At 67.1% G+C, this 15754-nt stretch carries 14 protein-coding genes and 1 pseudogene; 9 read left to right on the forward strand and 6 right to left on the reverse strand.

The annotated features are described in order from the left end of the window. Positions 1 to 5: 5 nt before the first annotated feature. The gene (locus tag B0W80_RS26850; protein ID WP_077002212.1) at positions 6 to 1523 is read right to left on the reverse strand and encodes a Ppx/GppA phosphatase family protein; all 1518 of its coding nucleotides are present in this window, start codon (positions 1521 to 1523) and stop codon (positions 6 to 8) included. Between the two features lie 252 nt (positions 1524 to 1775). On the opposite strand from B0W80_RS26850, the gene pstS reads away from it, so the two are divergent. Genes pstS through phoR form a run of 7 tightly spaced genes read left to right on the forward strand, consistent with a single transcriptional unit; the run spans position 1776 to position 8434 of the window. Continuing rightward, entirely contained in the window at positions 1776 to 2813 is a 1038-nt protein-coding gene (gene pstS, locus B0W80_RS26855) for a phosphate ABC transporter substrate-binding protein PstS (RefSeq protein WP_077002213.1), read from the forward strand. A gap of 15 nt (positions 2814 to 2828) precedes the next feature. Beyond that, positions 2829 to 3899: a phosphate ABC transporter permease subunit PstC gene (pstC, locus tag B0W80_RS26860; protein WP_083745658.1), complete on the forward strand. Its 1071-nt coding sequence runs from the start codon at positions 2829 to 2831 to the stop codon at positions 3897 to 3899. 55 nt (positions 3900 to 3954) lie between these two features. After that, positions 3955 to 4839, forward strand: coding sequence for a phosphate ABC transporter permease PstA (gene pstA, locus B0W80_RS26865; protein ID WP_077002214.1), 885 nt, complete (start codon positions 3955 to 3957; stop codon positions 4837 to 4839). Positions 4840 to 4844: 5 nt separating this feature from the next. Further along, positions 4845 to 5627, forward strand: coding sequence for a phosphate ABC transporter ATP-binding protein PstB (pstB, locus tag B0W80_RS26870; RefSeq protein WP_077002215.1), 783 nt, complete (start codon positions 4845 to 4847; stop codon positions 5625 to 5627). A 10-nt stretch (positions 5628 to 5637) separates the two neighbouring features. Then, positions 5638 to 6339: a phosphate signaling complex protein PhoU gene (phoU, locus tag B0W80_RS26875; RefSeq protein ID WP_077002216.1), complete on the forward strand. Its 702-nt coding sequence runs from the start codon at positions 5638 to 5640 to the stop codon at positions 6337 to 6339. A 15-nt stretch (positions 6340 to 6354) separates the two neighbouring features. Beyond that, positions 6355 to 7047, forward strand: a complete 693-nt coding sequence (gene phoB, locus B0W80_RS26880) for a phosphate regulon transcriptional regulator PhoB (RefSeq protein ID WP_077002217.1) — start codon at positions 6355 to 6357, stop codon at positions 7045 to 7047. 40 nt (positions 7048 to 7087) lie between these two features. Continuing rightward, complete coding sequence (gene phoR / locus B0W80_RS26885) at positions 7088 to 8434, forward strand: phosphate regulon sensor histidine kinase PhoR (RefSeq protein ID WP_077002218.1); 1347 nt, start codon at positions 7088 to 7090, stop codon at positions 8432 to 8434. Here phoR and B0W80_RS26890 read toward each other — a convergent pair. The 3 genes from B0W80_RS26890 to B0W80_RS26900 all read right to left on the reverse strand — a co-directional run bounded on the left by B0W80_RS26890 (position 8385) and on the right by B0W80_RS26900 (position 11839). Beyond that, positions 8385 to 9758: an MATE family efflux transporter gene (locus tag B0W80_RS26890; protein ID WP_077002219.1), complete on the reverse strand. Its 1374-nt coding sequence runs from the start codon at positions 9756 to 9758 to the stop codon at positions 8385 to 8387. The genes phoR and B0W80_RS26890 overlap by 50 nt on opposite strands. Further along, positions 9755 to 11488: a hypothetical protein gene (locus tag B0W80_RS26895; RefSeq protein WP_077002220.1), complete on the reverse strand. Its 1734-nt coding sequence runs from the start codon at positions 11486 to 11488 to the stop codon at positions 9755 to 9757. The genes B0W80_RS26890 and B0W80_RS26895 overlap by 4 nt, the downstream gene beginning before the upstream one ends. Before the next feature lie 81 nt (positions 11489 to 11569). Then, positions 11570 to 11839 carry a type B 50S ribosomal protein L31 gene (locus B0W80_RS26900; RefSeq protein ID WP_077002221.1) on the reverse strand — a complete coding sequence of 90 codons (270 nt, stop codon included), beginning with the start codon at positions 11837 to 11839 and terminating at the stop codon, positions 11570 to 11572. Between the two features lie 143 nt (positions 11840 to 11982). On the opposite strand from B0W80_RS26900, the gene B0W80_RS26905 reads away from it, so the two are divergent. Continuing rightward, the gene (locus B0W80_RS26905) at positions 11983 to 13044 is read left to right on the forward strand and encodes an oxidoreductase (RefSeq protein ID WP_077002222.1); all 1062 of its coding nucleotides are present in this window, start codon (positions 11983 to 11985) and stop codon (positions 13042 to 13044) included. 126 nt (positions 13045 to 13170) lie between these two features. Here the strand turns inward: B0W80_RS26905 and rho are convergent, their stop codons facing one another. After that, positions 13171 to 14436 carry a transcription termination factor Rho gene (rho, locus tag B0W80_RS26910; protein WP_077002223.1) on the reverse strand — a complete coding sequence of 422 codons (1266 nt, stop codon included), beginning with the start codon at positions 14434 to 14436 and terminating at the stop codon, positions 13171 to 13173. A 191-nt stretch (positions 14437 to 14627) separates the two neighbouring features. Beyond that, entirely contained in the window at positions 14628 to 14960 is a 333-nt protein-coding gene (gene trxA, locus B0W80_RS26915) for a thioredoxin TrxA (RefSeq protein ID WP_077002224.1), read from the reverse strand. A 138-nt stretch (positions 14961 to 15098) separates the two neighbouring features. Here trxA and B0W80_RS26920 point away from each other — a divergent pair. Continuing rightward, positions 15099 to 15754: pseudogene (locus B0W80_RS26920) on the forward strand (PD-(D/E)XK nuclease family protein); the annotation flags it as partial.

Raw genomic sequence — 15754 nt, forward strand, 5'->3', positions numbered from 1 at the left:
GCCCGTCAGCAGCCTTCGAGCTGCAGCCGCCACGTCGTCTTCTGCCAGGCCAGCACTTCCTCGCGCAGCAGGTGTGCCGACTGCGGGTAGAGGTCCGACCAGCCGCGGCGGCAGCCCAGCACGAAGAAGCGGCTGTCGGCCCGGACCAGTTTGAGACCGTCCAGATCCGGGTCGCGTCGGGCGTGGCTCAGGATCACCGCCAGGCGCAGGGCGATCAGCTGCGGGACGAAGCTCTCGTCGTCGAGCGTGCCTTCGAGCTTGCGCAGCTTGCCGCGATGGCCCAGCACGAGTTGGCTGAGCCAGTGCATTTCGTTCACCGCGAACCCCGGTGCGTCGGTGTTGTCCAGGATGTAGGCGCCGTGCTTGTGGTATTCGCTGTGCGAGATGTGGGTGCCGATCTCGTGCAACTGGGACGCCCAGCCGATCTTGCGCAGGTTGCGCCCGGCGCGGCTGGTGGTGCTGGCGCCGCGCGAAGCGGGTTCGAGCTGCAGGAACAGCGCTGCGGCCGTGTCGCCCACGCGGCGGGCCTGGGCGGCGTCGACCGAGAAGCGGTTGGCCAACCGGGCCACCGTGCTGGTGCGCAAGTCGGCCACGCTTTCGTCGCGCTGCAGCAGCTCGTAGAGCACGCCGTGGCGCAGCGCGCCCTGGGCGACGCGCATTTCTTCGATCTCCAGCAGGTCGAACACGGCCCGCAGCACGCTGACGCCGCCGCCGATCACGGCCTTGCGGTCTTCGCGCATGCCATCGATGCGCAGCCGATCGGCGCTGCCGGCCTTCAACAGGCGGTCGAGCAGCCAGTCCAGGCCTTCGCGCGTGATCAAGCCCGGCTCGCCGCCGGCGGCCGCCAGCACGTCGCCGACCGCGCCGATGGTGCCGGACGCGCCGTAAGCCACGTCCCAGCGGTCGGGCACGTAGGTGGCCAGGGCATCGTCGAGCACGGCCTTGGCGGCGATTTCGGCCGCCCGGAAGGCGGCAGTGTTGAACTGGCCCTCGGGAAAGTGCTTCATCGACCAGGCGACGCTGCCGACCCGGTAAGACTCCGTCACCTTGGCCTCCAGCGCCTGGCCGATGATCATTTCGGTGGAGCGGCCGCCGATGTCGACGACCAGCCGGCGCTCCCGGTCGGAGGCGTCGGTGTGGGGCAGCATGTGCGCCACGCCCTGGTAGATGAGCCGCGCTTCCTCGCGACCGGTGATGACGTCGATGCCGAAGCCCAGGATGGTGCGTGCGCGCAACAGGAATTCGTCGCGGTTGCGGGCTTCGCGCAGGGTCTGGGTGGCCACCGCGCGAACCTGCGAGCGCTTGAAGCCGGCCAGCCGCTCGCCGAAGCGGGCCAGCGCGTCCCAGCCGCGCTGCATGGCCTCGGGCGTCAGGTTGCGGGCCGAGTCCAGCCCGTTGCCCTGGCGAACGGTCTCCTTGAGGTATTCGGCGCGGTGGATCTGGCCATGGTCGACCCGGCCGATCTCGAGCCTGAAGCTGTTCGAGCCGAGATCGACCGCGGCGAGGCGGGTTCCGTTTTGCATGTTGAGATGGAGAAGACCAGGCACCGATCGTAGCCGCATGGCCGGGCCGCACTGCGTAGGCAGGGGCCGCGCAGCGGGGTCTCGAGGCTAGGCGGCGCCCATGACGGTTGTGTGACAGCGTCATACGAACTGCAGGCCTCCAAGGGTCGCTTTCCCTCTGTACGGGGGTGTCATATCGATGTCACACAAGCTTCCTAGAGTCGCGGCCAAGTCCCCAAGACGGGGTTGTTTGCATATCCAGAAGGAAGCTTCATGAAAACGACGTTCAAGTTTGCAGCCGCCGGCCTGTTTGCCGCGGCCCTGGCCCAAGTTCCCGCCTTCGCGCAGGACGCCACCGGTGCCGGCGCAAGCTTCCCAGCGCCGCTGTACTCCAAGTGGGCCGCCGACTTCAACAAGGCCACCGGCGCCAAGATCAACTACCAGTCGGTCGGTTCGGGCGCCGGCCTCAAGCAGATCGATGCCAAGACCGTCGATTTCGGCGCCTCCGACATGCCCCTGACCGACGAGGAACTCAAGAGCAAGGGCCTGCTGCAGTTCCCGACCGTCATCGGCGGCGTGATTCCCGTCGTGAACATCCAGGGCATCAAGCCCGGCGAACTCAAGCTCAACGGCCAGGTGCTCGGCGACATCTACCTGGGCAAGATCACCAAGTGGAACGACCCGGCCATCAAGGCCATCAACGCTTCGCTCACGCTGCCCGACGCCACCATCGCCCCGGTGCGCCGCGCCGATGGCTCCGGCACCACCTTCCTGTTCACCAACTACCTGAGCAAGGCCAACCCCGACTGGAAGGCCAAGGTCGGTGACGGCACGGCGGTCAACTGGCCCACCGGCGCAGGCGGCAAGGGCAATGAAGGCGTGGCCCAGTTCGTGAGCAAGCTGCCGAACTCGATCGGCTACGTCGAATACGCGTACGTCAAGCAGAACAAGATGACGTTCACCCAGATGCAGAACGCCTCGGGCAGCTTCGTCAACCCGGACGACGATGCCTTCAAGGCCGCCGCGGCCGGCGCCGACTGGTCCAAGACCTTCTACCAGGTGCTGACCAACCAGCCCGGCAAGGATTCGTGGCCCATCACCGGCGCCACCTTCATCCTGATGCACAAGAGCCAGGACAAGCCGGCCCAGGCCACCACGACGCTCAAGTTCTTCGACTGGGCCTACAAGAACGGCGACAAGACCGCCGGCGACCTCGACTACGTGCCGATGCCCGAGAAGGTCAAGGGCGCCATCGCCACCGCCTGGGGCGACATCAAGGACACGTCGGGCAAGCCCGTCGCCTTCAAGTAAAGCGGACCGGCGCGCATGAGCACTCCGCTCGACAACGCGCCGCCTTCGGAGCGACCTGTGTCATCCACTTTCCCCGCTGGCGCCAATCCCCTCGACCTGCAGGCCGAGGGCTCGCACGCCACCCTGAGTCCGCCGCCCGTGCGCAAGCCGCGCACCGGCGCCACCGCCGATCGCCTGTTCGGCTGGGCCGCCAAGGGCGCAGCGCTGCTGACGCTGGCGCTGCTCATCGGCATCCTGCTGTCGCTGTTCGCCGGCGCCTGGCCCGCCATCGCGAAGTTCGGCCTCGGCTTCCTCACGAGCAGCACCTGGGACCCGGTACAGAACGAGTACGGCGGCCTGGTGATGATCTACGGCACGCTCGCCACGTCGCTGATCGCGCTGATCATCGCGGTGCCGGTGAGCTTCGGCATCGCGCTCTTCCTGACCGAGATGTCGCCGGCCTGGCTCAAGCGGCCGCTCGGCACCGCCATCGAACTGCTCGCCGCCGTGCCGTCGATCGTCTACGGCATGTGGGGTCTGCTGGTGTTCGGTCCGATTCTGTCCACCTACGTGCAGCAGCCGCTGCAGAAGCTGTTCGAAGGCGTGCCCTACCTGGGCGCGCTGGTGTCCGGCCCGCCGGTAGGCATCGGCATCCTGTCGGCCGGCATCATCCTGGCGATCATGATCATTCCGTTCATCGCCTCGGTGATGCGCGACGTGTTCGAGGTCACGCCGCCGCTGCTCAAGGAGTCGGCCTACGGGCTCGGCTCCACCACCTGGGAAGTGGTGTCGAAGGTGGTGCTGCCCTACACCAAGGCCGGCGTCATCGGCGGCATCATGCTCGGCCTGGGCCGTGCGCTGGGCGAGACGATGGCCGTCACCTTCGTGATCGGCAACACCAACCAGCTGAATTCGCTCTCGGTGTTCGAGGCGGCCAACAGCATCACCTCGGTGCTGGCCAACGAGTTCGCCGAAGCCGGCGCGGGCCTGCACCAGGCTTCGCTGATGTACCTGGGCCTGGTGCTGTTCTTCATCACCTTCGTGGTGCTATCGCTGTCGAAGCTGCTGCTGCAGCAGATGCAGAAGAGCGAGGGCAAGAAGTCATGAGCCGCAGGCCCGCTCACAAGGCGAATATCGCAGCGCGCAGCGCGGAGGTTTATCTATGACCACAGCCGAGCAACTGTTGAGCACCAAGGCGCTCAACGAAACCCGCGCGGCGCGCTTCGCGACGCGCAAGCGCATCAACGTCATCGCACTGTCGCTGTCGCTGGCCGCGATGGCCTTCGGCGTTTTCTGGCTCGTGTGGATTCTCTGGGAAACGCTGCGCCTGGGCGTGGGCGGACTGGCGATCGCCACCTTCACCGAGATGACGCCTCCGCCCAACGAGGCGGGCGGCATCGCCAACGCGATCTTCGGCTCGCTGGCGATGGTGCTGCTGGCCACCTTCGTCGGCACGCCGATCGGGATCATGGCCGGCATCTACCTGGCCGAGTACAACCCGAAGGGCTGGCTCGCGAGCGTGACGCGTTTCGTCAACGACATCCTGCTGTCGGCGCCCTCGATCGTGATCGGCTTGTTCGTCTACGCGATCGCGGTGGCCTACTTCAAGAGCTTCTCCGGCCTGGCCGGTGCGCTGGCGCTGGCGTTGATCGTGATCCCGGTGGTGATTCGCACCACCGAGAACATGCTGCAACTGGTGCCACCGGGCCTGCGCGAGGCCGCCTACGCGCTGGGCACGCCGAAGTGGCGCGTCATCATGAGCATCACGCTGCGCGCTGCCCGCGCCGGGGTGGTCACGGGCGTGCTGCTGGCCGTGGCGCGCATCGCCGGCGAGACGGCACCGCTGCTCTTCACCGCGCTCAACAACCAGTTCTGGACCGCCGACATGACCCAGCCGATGGCCAGCCTGCCGGTGACCATCTTCAAGTTCGCGATGAGCCCTTACGAGAACTGGCAACAGCTGGCCTGGGCCGGTGTGTTCCTGATCACCGTCGCCGTGCTGGCGCTCAACATCCTGGCCCGCGTCGTGACGCGCAACAAACTCTGACAACCATGGCAAACACCACCGTCGCAAAAGCGGAACGCGCGAAGATCTCGGTCAAGGACCTGAACTTCTACTACGGCAAGTTCCACGCCCTCAAGGGCATCAACCTCGAGATCCCCGAGAACAAGGTCACGGCCTTCATCGGCCCGTCGGGCTGCGGCAAGTCGACCCTGCTGCGCACCTTCAACCGCATGTTCGAGCTGTACCCCGAGCAGCGCGCCGAAGGCGTGATCTCGCTGGACGGCGAGAACCTGCTGACCTCCAAGCAGGACGTGGCGCTGATTCGCGCCAAGGTCGGCATGGTGTTCCAGAAGCCCACGCCGTTTCCGATGTCGATCTATGACAACATCGCCTTCGGCGTGAAGCTGTTCGAGAACCTGAGCGCTTCCGAGATGGACGACCGCGTGGAGTGGGCGCTCAAGAAGGCCGCGCTGTGGACCGAAGTGCGCGACAAGCTGCAGCAGAGCGGCTCCGGCCTCTCGGGTGGCCAGCAGCAGCGCCTGTGCATCGCGCGCGGCATCGCGATCAAGCCCGAAGTGCTGCTGCTCGACGAACCCTGCTCGGCGCTGGACCCGATCTCGACCGCCAAGATCGAGGAACTGATCGCCGAGCTCAAGAACGAATACACCGTGGTCATCGTGACGCATAACATGCAGCAGGCGGCCCGTTGCAGCGACTACACCGCCTACATGTACCTGGGGGACCTGATCGAGTTCGGCGCCACCGAAGAGCTGTTCTTCAAGCCGAAGCGCAAGGAAACCGAGGACTACATCACCGGCCGTTTCGGCTGAAAGGAGCGACATGACCGAAAAACACCTCTCCAGCCAGTTCGACAGCGAGCTGAACACGGTCTCTTCGCGCGTGATGGAACTCGGCGGCATGGTCGAGTCGCAGATCAACCAGGCCGTGTATGCGCTTGCCCAGTTCGACACCGACGCGGCCGACCGCGTGATCGAGACCGAGGTTCGCGTCAACGCGATGGAAATCGAGATCGACCGCGAGCTGTCGTCGATCATCGCGCGGCGCCAGCCGACCGCGCGGGACCTGCGCCTGTTGATCGCCATCTCCAAGACCACCGCCAACCTCGAGCGCGTGGGCGACGAGGCCAACAAGATCGCTCGCATGGTCAAGTCGATCATCGAAAGCGGTTCGGCACGGGCCCTGCCTTCCACCGAGCTGCGCATCGCGTCCGACCTGGCGTCGGGCCTGCTGCGCAAGGCGCTCGACGCCTTCGCGCGCCTGGACACGGCGGCGGCGGTGTCGATCCTCAAGGACGACGACCTGATCGACAAGGAATTCGACGGCTTCGTGCGCAAGCTGGTCACCTACATGATGGAAGATCCGCGCACGATCTCCGCCAGTCTCGACCTGCTGTTCCTGGCCAAGGCCATCGAGCGGATCGGTGACCATGCGAAGAACATCGCCGAGTTCATCATCTACATCGTCAAGGGTGCCGACGTTCGCCACACGTCCATGCAGGAAATCGAATCCGCATTGCAGTAGGCTCCCGATCGCTCAATGAAAAAACCCAGAGTCCTGATCGTCGAAGACGAGTCCTCGATCGCCGAGCTGATCGCCGTCAACCTGCGCCACAACGGCTTCGAGCCGATCTGGGCGGAAGACGGCGACTCGGCCCAGCGCGAGATCGACGCCTTCCTGCCCGATCTGGTGCTGCTCGACTGGATGCTGCCCGGCCAGAGCGGACTGCAACTGGCGCGCCAATGGCGCAAAGACCCGCGCACCAAGGCCATCCCGATCCTGATGCTGACCGCGCGCGGCGACGAGCCCGACAAGGTGGCGGGCCTCGACGCCGGTGCCGACGACTACATCACCAAGCCTTTCTCGACGCAGGAGATGCTGGCGCGCATCCGCGCCGTGCTGCGGCGCCGTGCGCCGGAGGTGGTGACCGAGCGCGTCGAGATCGGCGAGCTGGCGCTCGACACGGCCACGCACCGCGTGACTTGGCAGGGCGCACCGCTCAAGGTGGGCCCGACCGAGTTCAAGCTGCTCGGCTACCTGATGCAGCATGCCGAGCGCGTGCACAGCCGCGCCCAGCTGCTGGACAAGGTCTGGGGCGACCACGTCTACATCGAGGAGCGAACGGTCGACGTGCACGTCAAGCGCCTGCGCGAATCGCTCGGTCCGGCCGCGCTGATGGTCGAGACGGTGCGCGGCGCGGGCTACAGGCTCACGGCCCAGGTCGCGGTTTGAGGCGCGCGCCGGCCGAGGGCCGGCGGCACAATGGGCGGGCATGCCGTTTCGTATCACTACCTTTTTGCTGGCCTCCGGACTCGGAGGCGCTCTCGTCGCGGCATTGGCCGGCCTGCATTACCTGTGGCTGGGCGCCTGGCTCGGCGCGGTGGCGTGGCTCATCGTGGACGCGCTGCGTGCCCAGCGCTTGCTGCGCGTGCTGCGCAACGATGCCGCCGGCTTGCCGTCGCGCGGCCCGGGCGTGTGGGGCGAAATGGCCGAGCGCATCCGCAAGCTGTTGCGCACGCGCGAGCAGCAGACCCGGCAGGCCGAAGACCGGCTGCAGGAATTCCTGGCCGCCATCCAGGCCTCGCCCAACGGCGTGGTGCTGCTCGACGAGCAGGGCCGCATCGAGTGGTGCAACCAGACGGCGGCCGGCCAGTTCGGCATCGACGCCGAGCGTGACCTGCTGCAGCACCTGGCCAACCTCGTGCGCGACCCGGCCTTCGTGGCCTATCTGGCCTCTTGGAACTACAGCCGCGACGTGGTGATCGACGCGCCCTCGAAGCTGCAATCGCACCGCGGGCACGTCGTCCGGCTGTCGGTGCAGGTGCATCCCTATGCCGGCAACCGCCGCATGCTGCTGACGCGCGACATCACGTCGCTCGAACAGGCCGAGGCGATGCGGCGCGACTTCGTCGCCAACGTCTCGCACGAGATCCGCACGCCGCTGACGGTGCTGGCCGGCTTCGTCGAGACGCTGCAGAACCTGCCGCTCGATGCGCAGGAGCGGTCGCGCTACCTCATGCTGATGAGCCAGCAGTCGCATCGCATGGAGACGCTGGTCAACGACTTGCTGACCTTGTCGCGCCTCGAAGGCAGCGCGGCGCCGCCGGCCACCCGCTGGACCCGCATGCGCGCCCTGATGGCGCAATGCGAGGACGAGGGCCGCGGCCTGTCGAGCCGCCTCCATGCGCAGGGGCACCGGCTGAGCTTCTCGATGGAAGACGATTCCGAGATCGCCGGCGCGGCCACCGAGCTGCAGAGTGCGATGTCGAACCTGCTGAGCAATGCCATCCGTTACACGCCGGGCGGGGGCGAGGTGGCCGTGAGCTGGCGCCTGCTGCCCGACGGCCGTGGGGAGTACGCGGTGCGCGACAGCGGCCCGGGCATCGCGGCCGAGCACGTTCCGCGGCTGACCGAGCGCTTCTATCGCATCGATCGCAGCCGCTCGCGGGAAACCGGCGGCACGGGACTGGGCCTGGCGATCGTGAAGCACGTGGCGCAGCGCCACGGGGCCGAGCTGCGCATCGACAGCGTCGTCGGCAAGGGATCGCGTTTCGCGCTGGTGTTTCCGGTCACGCGGCTGCGGCAGGCGCCGCAGATGAGCGTCGCTGCTGCCGCCTGAGCGTCGTCACCAGCAAGAGCGTCAGCAGCAGCGCGGCCAGCAGCAGGGCCAGGCTGCTCATCAGCCAGAAGGCCAGCGGCGACTGCATGGCCGGCCACGGTCCGATGCCCCGGTAGGCCAGCAGGTAGCTGCCGCCCAGCCCCACCCCCCACAGCAGGGTGCAGTAAAGCACCAGCGGCATCACGGTGACGCGGTAGCAGCGCAGCACGAACACGCACAGGGTCTGCACCGCATCCGCGAGGTGGTAGAGCGCGGTCGCCATCAGCAGGGTCGCGCCGAGGGCGACCACGTCGGGATTGCTCGAATAGGTGCCGGCGAGCGGCTGTCGGAACAGGACCATGACGGCGGCCAGCACCAGCGCGCAAAGCAGGGCGAGTTCGAAGCCGCGGGCGCAGGCACGCCGTGCCAGCGTCGGGTCGCCTGCGCCGAGCCAGAAGCTGACGCGCGCGCTGGTGGCGATCGACAGCGACAGCGGCACCATGTAGGCCACGGCGGTGAGGTTGGCCGCGATCTGGTGGGCGGCGGACGCGGCCGTGCCCAGGCGCGCGATGAAGAGCGCCATCAGGGTGAACGAGGTGACCTCCACCAGCACCGCCAGGCCGGCCGGAATGCCCAGCCGGGCGAACTGCCTGAGCTGCTTCCAGTCGGGTGCTTCGATGCGCTGCCACAGGCGGTAGTCGCGGTAGAAGGATTCGTTGCGCAGCAGCCAGACGGCGCAGGCCAGCAGGCTCCAGTTCACGACCAGGGTCGCCCAGCCGCAACCGACCAGTCCCATCGCTGGCACGCCGGCGCCGCCGAATGCCAGCCAGATCGTCAGGGGCAGCTTGAGCACGAGCGAGCCCACCTGCAGCCAGGTGACCAGCTGCGGCCGGCCGAGGCTCTGGTTGAGCGTGCTGAACAGGCGGAACAACAGGGCCGGCGGCAGCGCGAAGGCCAGTACCTGCAAGTAGGCCTCGACGTCGCCGCGCATCGCCTGCGGCACCTCGGCCCAGCGCAGCAATGGCGCCGGAAAAAGCAGGATCGCCATGCCGAGCACCGTGGCCAGCAGCACGATGTAGAGCGACTGCCTAACCGAACGGCCGACCTCGTTGGTGCGCTGGCCGCCATGCAGCTCGGCCCAGACCGGCAGCAGCGCCTGCACCAGGCCCATGAGCGAGACGAAGACGCTGATGAAGATCGCCGAGCCCACCGACAGCGCCGCGAGCGCGCCTTCGGCGTAGCGGCCGGCCACGATGGTGTCGGTGACACCGAAGGCCATCACGGCCAGCTGGCCGGCCAGGACGGTGCCCGCGTGCCTGGCGATGATCCGCCGCTCGCTCGTCAAGACCCGGTTCTTCGCTGGTAGAGCAACAGGTCGTCGCTGGGGCTGGTGGGGCGGCGCAGGGTGCCGATCAGGCTCCAGCTCTCGAGGTTGACGAGCGTGTGCAGGCGCCCGATGGCTTCGGGGCTCACCACCATCCAGGGGCAGGCAGGGCCGCCCAGCAGGGGTTGCAGGTTGATCTGTCCGTGATGGCGCAGCGCGGCGATGTGCGGCCGGCTCAGGGCCAGTTCCGACATGCAGGCGGGTTGGCCGACCCGATCGACGATGGCGCGCACCTGCGGCGCATAGCTGCGCGCGTAATCCAGCACGGGCAGCCACAGCGTCATCAGCAGCATCCAGCACAGAGCCGCGCCTCCGCCCGGCAGCACGAGCGTCTTCCAGAGCGCGGCGCGGTGCCGGCCGGTGCGCCAGCGCACCAGCCAGGCCCAGGCGATCGTGGCGACGATGGCGAACACGAGGGCGGTGATCGAGAAATGCGGGACGAAGCCCGGCGCCAGCTTGGCCACGTTGGCCGCGGTCTTGGCCGGAAAGCCGGTCTGCATGGCGATCCAGATCACCCAGATCAGGATGGCCGTGCCGCTGAAGAAAAGCAGGGTGAACCAGTCGACCAGCGCTGCCACGCTACGCCGGAAGGTGGGCAGCGCGAAGGCGGCCAGGGTGGCGAAGGCAGGCAGCGCCAGCAGCAGCGAACGCTCGGAGAAATTGGTGGTCCAGGTGGCGGCCAGCGGCACCAGGGCGAACCACAGCGGCAGCGCGACGTGGCGCGCCCCGAGCTGCCGGCGCCAGCGCCAGAGCGTCCACACGGCCAGCGGCCAGGCGGGCCAGGTGAACCACAGCAGCAGCTTGGCCTGGCTGCGCAGTTCGCTGCGCACCGATTGGCCGGGCAGGCTGCCGGGCAACTGGATCTTCCATTGCAGCAGATCGAGCCAAGCCGCCAGCAGCCCGGCCAGCAGGGTGGCGCCGAAGATGGCGGCGATGGCGCCGATGCCGTAGCCCGGCTCGTCGTCCGAGACATCGTCGCGCGCGCGTCGGCGGCGGTCCAGCGCCAGGAAGACGACGCAGCCGGTGCCCAGCGCCAGGCCCACGGTGGGGCCACCGCTCAATGTCATGCCGCACGCGCCGACCACCAAGGCGATGGAGGGGGCGAGGCGGTGGTAAGGCAGCGCGGCGACGCCGTAGAACAGCTGGGAGGCGAAGAACAGCTGGGCCAGCGCGGGCGTCGTTTCATGCCCCAACTGGGCCAGGCCCAGGCTGGCGATCAGCGCGAGCAGGGCGCCGTCGGCGATGGCTCGGGCGTAATCGGTGGGGCGGGCCTCGCCACCGAAGGCGAAGGCGACGGGTTGCGCCTGGGTGGTCCGGGCCAGGTAGTACACCGCATACCAGGTGGAGGCGAGGGTGCCCCACAGCAGCAACGCGAAGGCGATGCGAACCGCCAGGTCGGGGTTGATCCACACCGGCGCGATCTTGATGGCCCAGGCGCCGATCCAATAGGGAATCAGGGCCGGGGTTTCGGGGCGCAGCCCGAGCAGCGTCGGGTCGAGCCAGCGCGAGAGGCCTTCGGTGCTGCGGGCCAGTTCGGCCATGTAGCCGAACGCGGCGATGTCGGCGCTCTTCCACGGGCCGCGCCCCAGCAGCCCGGGCATCAGGTACGCCACGCACAGCAGGATCAGCGCGATGCGCGGCAAGCGGCGCACGGCACCCTGGGCAACGATGGCTGGCGTCGGCTGGTTCAACGGAAGAGGAAAGCGGGAGAGGGCTGAAACAAAAAGGGCAGCGCGGTAAACCGGGCTGCCCTCGACTCGGAAGCGCCTGCCTTACTTGGAGGCGGCACCGCCGGTCTTGCCGAAGCGGTTGCGGAAGCGTTCGACGCGACCGCCCATGTTGTCCACCGACTTCTGGGTGCCGGTGTAGAACGGGTGCGATTCGCTGGAGGTGTCGAGCTTGAAGAGCGGCAGCTCGCGGCCGTCGTCGGTCTTGCCCATTTCCTTGGTGTTCACGCAGGAACGGGTAACGAACTTGAAGCCGTTCGACAGGTCGACGAAGAGGACCTCGCGGTAGTTCGGGTGAATGCCTTCTTTAGCCATGGTGTTTTCCTTTGATCGATGCGAGAGCCACAAGCTCGAACGCCAGGAGATGCGTTCCACCGGCCGGGCGCCGGGCTGCACTTTTCGCGAAGCCGGCGATTATCGCATACTGCCAGCTTTGGGCGCCAGCGCCGTTTTGTCATATGAACTCACGTCCTTTGCGCGCCGGACTGGTCGGCTTCGGCTTCGCCGGCCAGACTTTCCATGCACCCGTGCTGTCTGCCGTGCCGGGCCTGCAACTCGGTGCGGTGGCCAGCTCGCAGCCGCACAAGGTGCATGCGGAATGGCCCGGCGTGGACGTGGTGCCCGACGTGGCCGCGCTGCTGGGCCGCGCCGACATCGACCTGGTCGTGGTCGCCACGCCCAACGCCCAGCATCATCCGGTTGCGCGGGACGCGCTCGCGGCCGGCAAGCACGTCGTCGTCGACAAGCCCTTCACCCTCGATGCGGCGCAGGCGAGAGAACTCGCGACGCTGGCACAGCGACAGGGGAGGCTGCTGTCGGTGTACCAGAACCGACGCTTCGACTCGGACTACCTCACGTTGAAGGCGTTGCTTGCCAGCGGCGAGATGGGCCGTCCGGTCTACCTCGAATCCCATTTCGACCGCTATCGCCCGCAGGTCCGCGAGCGCTGGCGCGAGCAGCCGGTGCCCGGTGCCGGCCTGTGGGTGGACCTGGGTTCGCACCTGCTCGACCAGGCCGTGCAACTCTTCGGACGACCCGACACGCTGCAGCTCGACAGCGCCATCTTGCGCGACGGCGCGCTGGTCGAGGACTACTTTCACGCAGTGCTGCGCTACGAGACGGGAGCGATTTCGCCGCTGCGCGTGGTGCTGCACGCGACCACGCTCGCGGCCCACGCCGCGCCGCGCTACATCGTGCACGGCACGCGCGGCAGCTACATCAAGCGAGGGGTCGATCCGCAGGAAGATGCGCTACGTGAAGGCCAGCGGCCCGGCGGTGAAGAATGGGGTGCCGACGCGTCGGAAGGCGAGCTCACCATCGCGACCAACGACGGCAGCTTCCGGATGCGCAAGCTGCCGACGCAAGCCGGCAACTACGTCGCCTACTACGCGGCGGTGCGCGACGCGATCCTGGGCAAAGGCCCGAACCCGGTACCGCCCGAGCAAGCAGTGGAGCTCATGGAACTGCTGGACCTCGGCCGCCTGAGTGCCGAGCAGGGTCAAGCAATGCGCACCCGGTAAACACCACGCGGCAAGCGCAGCGAAGCCTGTTCGGGAGACGCCGCGGAACCGGCTTCGCCGGGCCGCTGGTGTCGCCCCGGAAGGGGGTTGGCGGACCACACGAAGTGGGGAAGCCTGGGGGAGAGCTTATCCCCCGCGGCGCATCATGTCGAAGAACTCGATGTTGGTCTTCGTGGCCTTCATGTTCTTCAGCATGAGCTCCATCGACTCGATCTCGTCCATGTTGTACATGAGCTGGCGCAGGATGCGGGTCTTCTGCAGGATCTCCGGCGGCAGCAGCAGTTCTTCGCGGCGCGTGCCGCTGCGGTTCAGCTGGATCGACGGGAACACGCGCTTCTCGTAGAGGCGGCGGTCCAGGTGGATTTCGGAGTTGCCGGTGCCCTTGAACTCTTCGAAGATCACTTCGTCCATGCGGCTGCCGGTGTCGATCAGCGCCGTGCCGATGATGGTCAGCGAGCCGCCTTCTTCTACGTTGCGCGCTGCGCCGAGGAAGCGCTTGGGCCGCTGCAGCGCGTTGGAATCGACACCGCCAGTCAGCACCTTGCCGGAGGAGGGCACCACATTGTTGTAGGCGCGGGCCAGGCGGGTGATCGAGTCGAGCAGGATCACCACGTCCTTCTTGAGCTCGACCAGGCGCTTCGCGCGCTCGATGACCATCTCGGCCACGTGCACGTGGCGGGCCGCCGGCTCGTCGAAAGTGGAGGCGATGACCTCGCCACGCACGGTGCGCTGCATTTCGGTCACTTCTTCGGGCCGCTCGTCGACGAGCAGCACCATCATGTGGACCTCGGGGTAGTTGGCGCTGATCGCGTGCGCCATGTGCTGCATCATGACCGTCTTGCCGCTCTTGGGAGGCGCCACGAGCAGGGCGCGCTGGCCCTTGCCGATGGGGGCGATGATGTCGATGATGCGGCCCGTGATGTTCTCTTCGCCCTTGAAGTTGTCGCGCTCCAGGCGCATCAGCTCCTTGGGGAACAGCGGCGTCAGGTTCTCGAACATCACCTTGTGCTTGTTCGCCTCGGGCGCGCCACCATTCACCTTGTCGAGCTTGGTCAGCGCGAAGTAGCGCTCGCCGTCCTTCGGGATGCGCACTTCGCCCTCGATCAGGTCGCCGGTGTGCAGGTTGAAGCGGCGCACCTGGCTCGGCGAGATGTAGATGTCGTCGGTGCTGGCGGTGAAGCTGGTGTCGGGGCTGCGCAGGAAGCCGAAGCCGTCCGGCAGGATCTCGAGCACGCCGTCGGCAAAGACCTGCTCGCCGGCCTTCGCACGCTTCTTGATGATGGCGAACATCAGCTCCTGCTTGCGCATGCGGCCGGTGTTCTCGATCTCCAGTGCTTCAGCCTGCTTGAAGACTTCAGACACATGGAGTGCCTTGAGTTCGTTTAAGTGCATGGAACGACCCCGTGCGGGGAAACTGTCGGAAAGAACCAGGGGGGAGGTTTGAGGAGAGGCGAGGAGGCCTCACAAACCGGGGAACTCGATCCGGCTGCCAGAAAGAAGAGCCGGAGAACTGCGGAGGATTATGACAGTAAAACGAGAAGGGCTGCCAGCGCATTGCACGCTGCCAGCCCTGGGGATTGCACTCAGGCGAGCTGCTGGTCGATGAAGGCCGTCAGCTGGGCTTTGCTCATCGCGCCGACCTTGGTCGCCGTCAGTTGGCCATCCTTGAACAACATCAAGGTCGGGATGCCGCGAATGCCGAACTTGGCAGGGATGTCGCGGTTCTCGTCGACGTTCATCTTGGCGATCTGCAGCTTGCCTTCGTACGTGGCCGAGACCTCGTCGAGGATCGGCGCGATCATCTTGCAGGGACCGCACCACTCGGCCCAGTAGTCCACGAGCACGGGCTTGCCGGACTGGAGCACGTCGGCTTCGAAAGAAGAATCGGAGATGTGTTTGATGAGTTCGCTGGCCATGGGTGTGTCCTTCTTTGCTGGATGACTCGTTGATTGAGGGTGCAGCTAAAGTGCGGGCCATTGTGACAGAAACCAAGTGATGGCGTGGTCGGCCCACGCGCTATGGCCGCGATAGCCAAAGCCCTACAACGAGCTTCGATGAACCCCCCCGAAACCCACCCCGCGCACGACCTCTGGCGCGACCCTGCCGAGGGCCTGATCGCCCGCATTGCGCGCCTGCTCGCCGAGCGCGAGGTGCATCCGGCACGCACCGTGGTGCTGGTGCCCTACGCCCAGTTGATGCAGGTGGCACGCGGCATGTGGGCCGCCTCCGGTGCCACAGGATTCGCGCCTCGTTTCGAGACCACGCGCAATTGGGCGCGCAGCGTGGGCGGCTTCATGCCCGGCACCGACGACATCGCCTTCGACATGGCGCAGGACCTGATCACCGCGCAGTCGCTGCTGGCCCGCACCGGCTTCGGCACTGCGCGCAATGCATTGGCGGGGCGCTTGGTCGAGATCGCGCTGCAGTTGGCGCCGCTGGCTGCTGCCGAGCTTCCCGACGAGCGTCTTGCCTGGTCCCGGCGCGTGAACGATGCGCTGCTCGCGGGCAAGGGCTCGGAGTGGTTCGACACCGAGAGCGCGCTCAACGGCGTCGCGCTGGCCTGGGCTGCGAACTCCGCCTATGCGACAGACTTGTTGCTCGCGGGCGGTGCACTGGCCACGGCCGATCAGCTGGTCGTGCTCGAAGGCCTGCAACGCGATCCATTGGCGAACAAGCTCGCGGGCCTCTTCGGCGAACGCGCGCTGCGCCT

This window comes from Variovorax sp. KK3 (genome assembly GCF_001984055.1).
Classification (GTDB): Bacteria; Pseudomonadota; Gammaproteobacteria; order Burkholderiales; family Burkholderiaceae_C; genus Variovorax.

What these genes read in the sequence shown, in the direction of transcription:
- B0W80_RS26850 (WP_077002212.1), bottom strand. Translation starts at nt 1,523, where the DNA reads ATGCAAAACGGAACCCGCCTCGCCGCGGTCGATCTCGGCTCGAACAGC.
- pstS (WP_077002213.1), top strand. Translation starts at nt 1,776, where the DNA reads ATGAAAACGACGTTCAAGTTTGCAGCCGCCGGCCTGTTTGCCGCGGCC.
- pstC (WP_083745658.1), top strand. Translation starts at nt 2,829, where the DNA reads ATGAGCACTCCGCTCGACAACGCGCCGCCTTCGGAGCGACCTGTGTCA.
- pstA (WP_077002214.1), top strand. Translation starts at nt 3,955, where the DNA reads ATGACCACAGCCGAGCAACTGTTGAGCACCAAGGCGCTCAACGAAACC.
- pstB (WP_077002215.1), top strand. Translation starts at nt 4,845, where the DNA reads ATGGCAAACACCACCGTCGCAAAAGCGGAACGCGCGAAGATCTCGGTC.
- phoU (WP_077002216.1), top strand. Translation starts at nt 5,638, where the DNA reads ATGACCGAAAAACACCTCTCCAGCCAGTTCGACAGCGAGCTGAACACG.
- phoB (WP_077002217.1), top strand. Translation starts at nt 6,355, where the DNA reads ATGAAAAAACCCAGAGTCCTGATCGTCGAAGACGAGTCCTCGATCGCC.
- phoR (WP_077002218.1), top strand. Translation starts at nt 7,088, where the DNA reads ATGCCGTTTCGTATCACTACCTTTTTGCTGGCCTCCGGACTCGGAGGC.
- B0W80_RS26900 (WP_077002221.1), bottom strand. Translation starts at nt 11,839, where the DNA reads ATGGCTAAAGAAGGCATTCACCCGAACTACCGCGAGGTCCTCTTCGTC.
- B0W80_RS26905 (WP_077002222.1), top strand. Translation starts at nt 11,983, where the DNA reads ATGAACTCACGTCCTTTGCGCGCCGGACTGGTCGGCTTCGGCTTCGCC.
- rho (WP_077002223.1), bottom strand. Translation starts at nt 14,436, where the DNA reads ATGCACTTAAACGAACTCAAGGCACTCCATGTGTCTGAAGTCTTCAAG.
- trxA (WP_077002224.1), bottom strand. Translation starts at nt 14,960, where the DNA reads ATGGCCAGCGAACTCATCAAACACATCTCCGATTCTTCTTTCGAAGCC.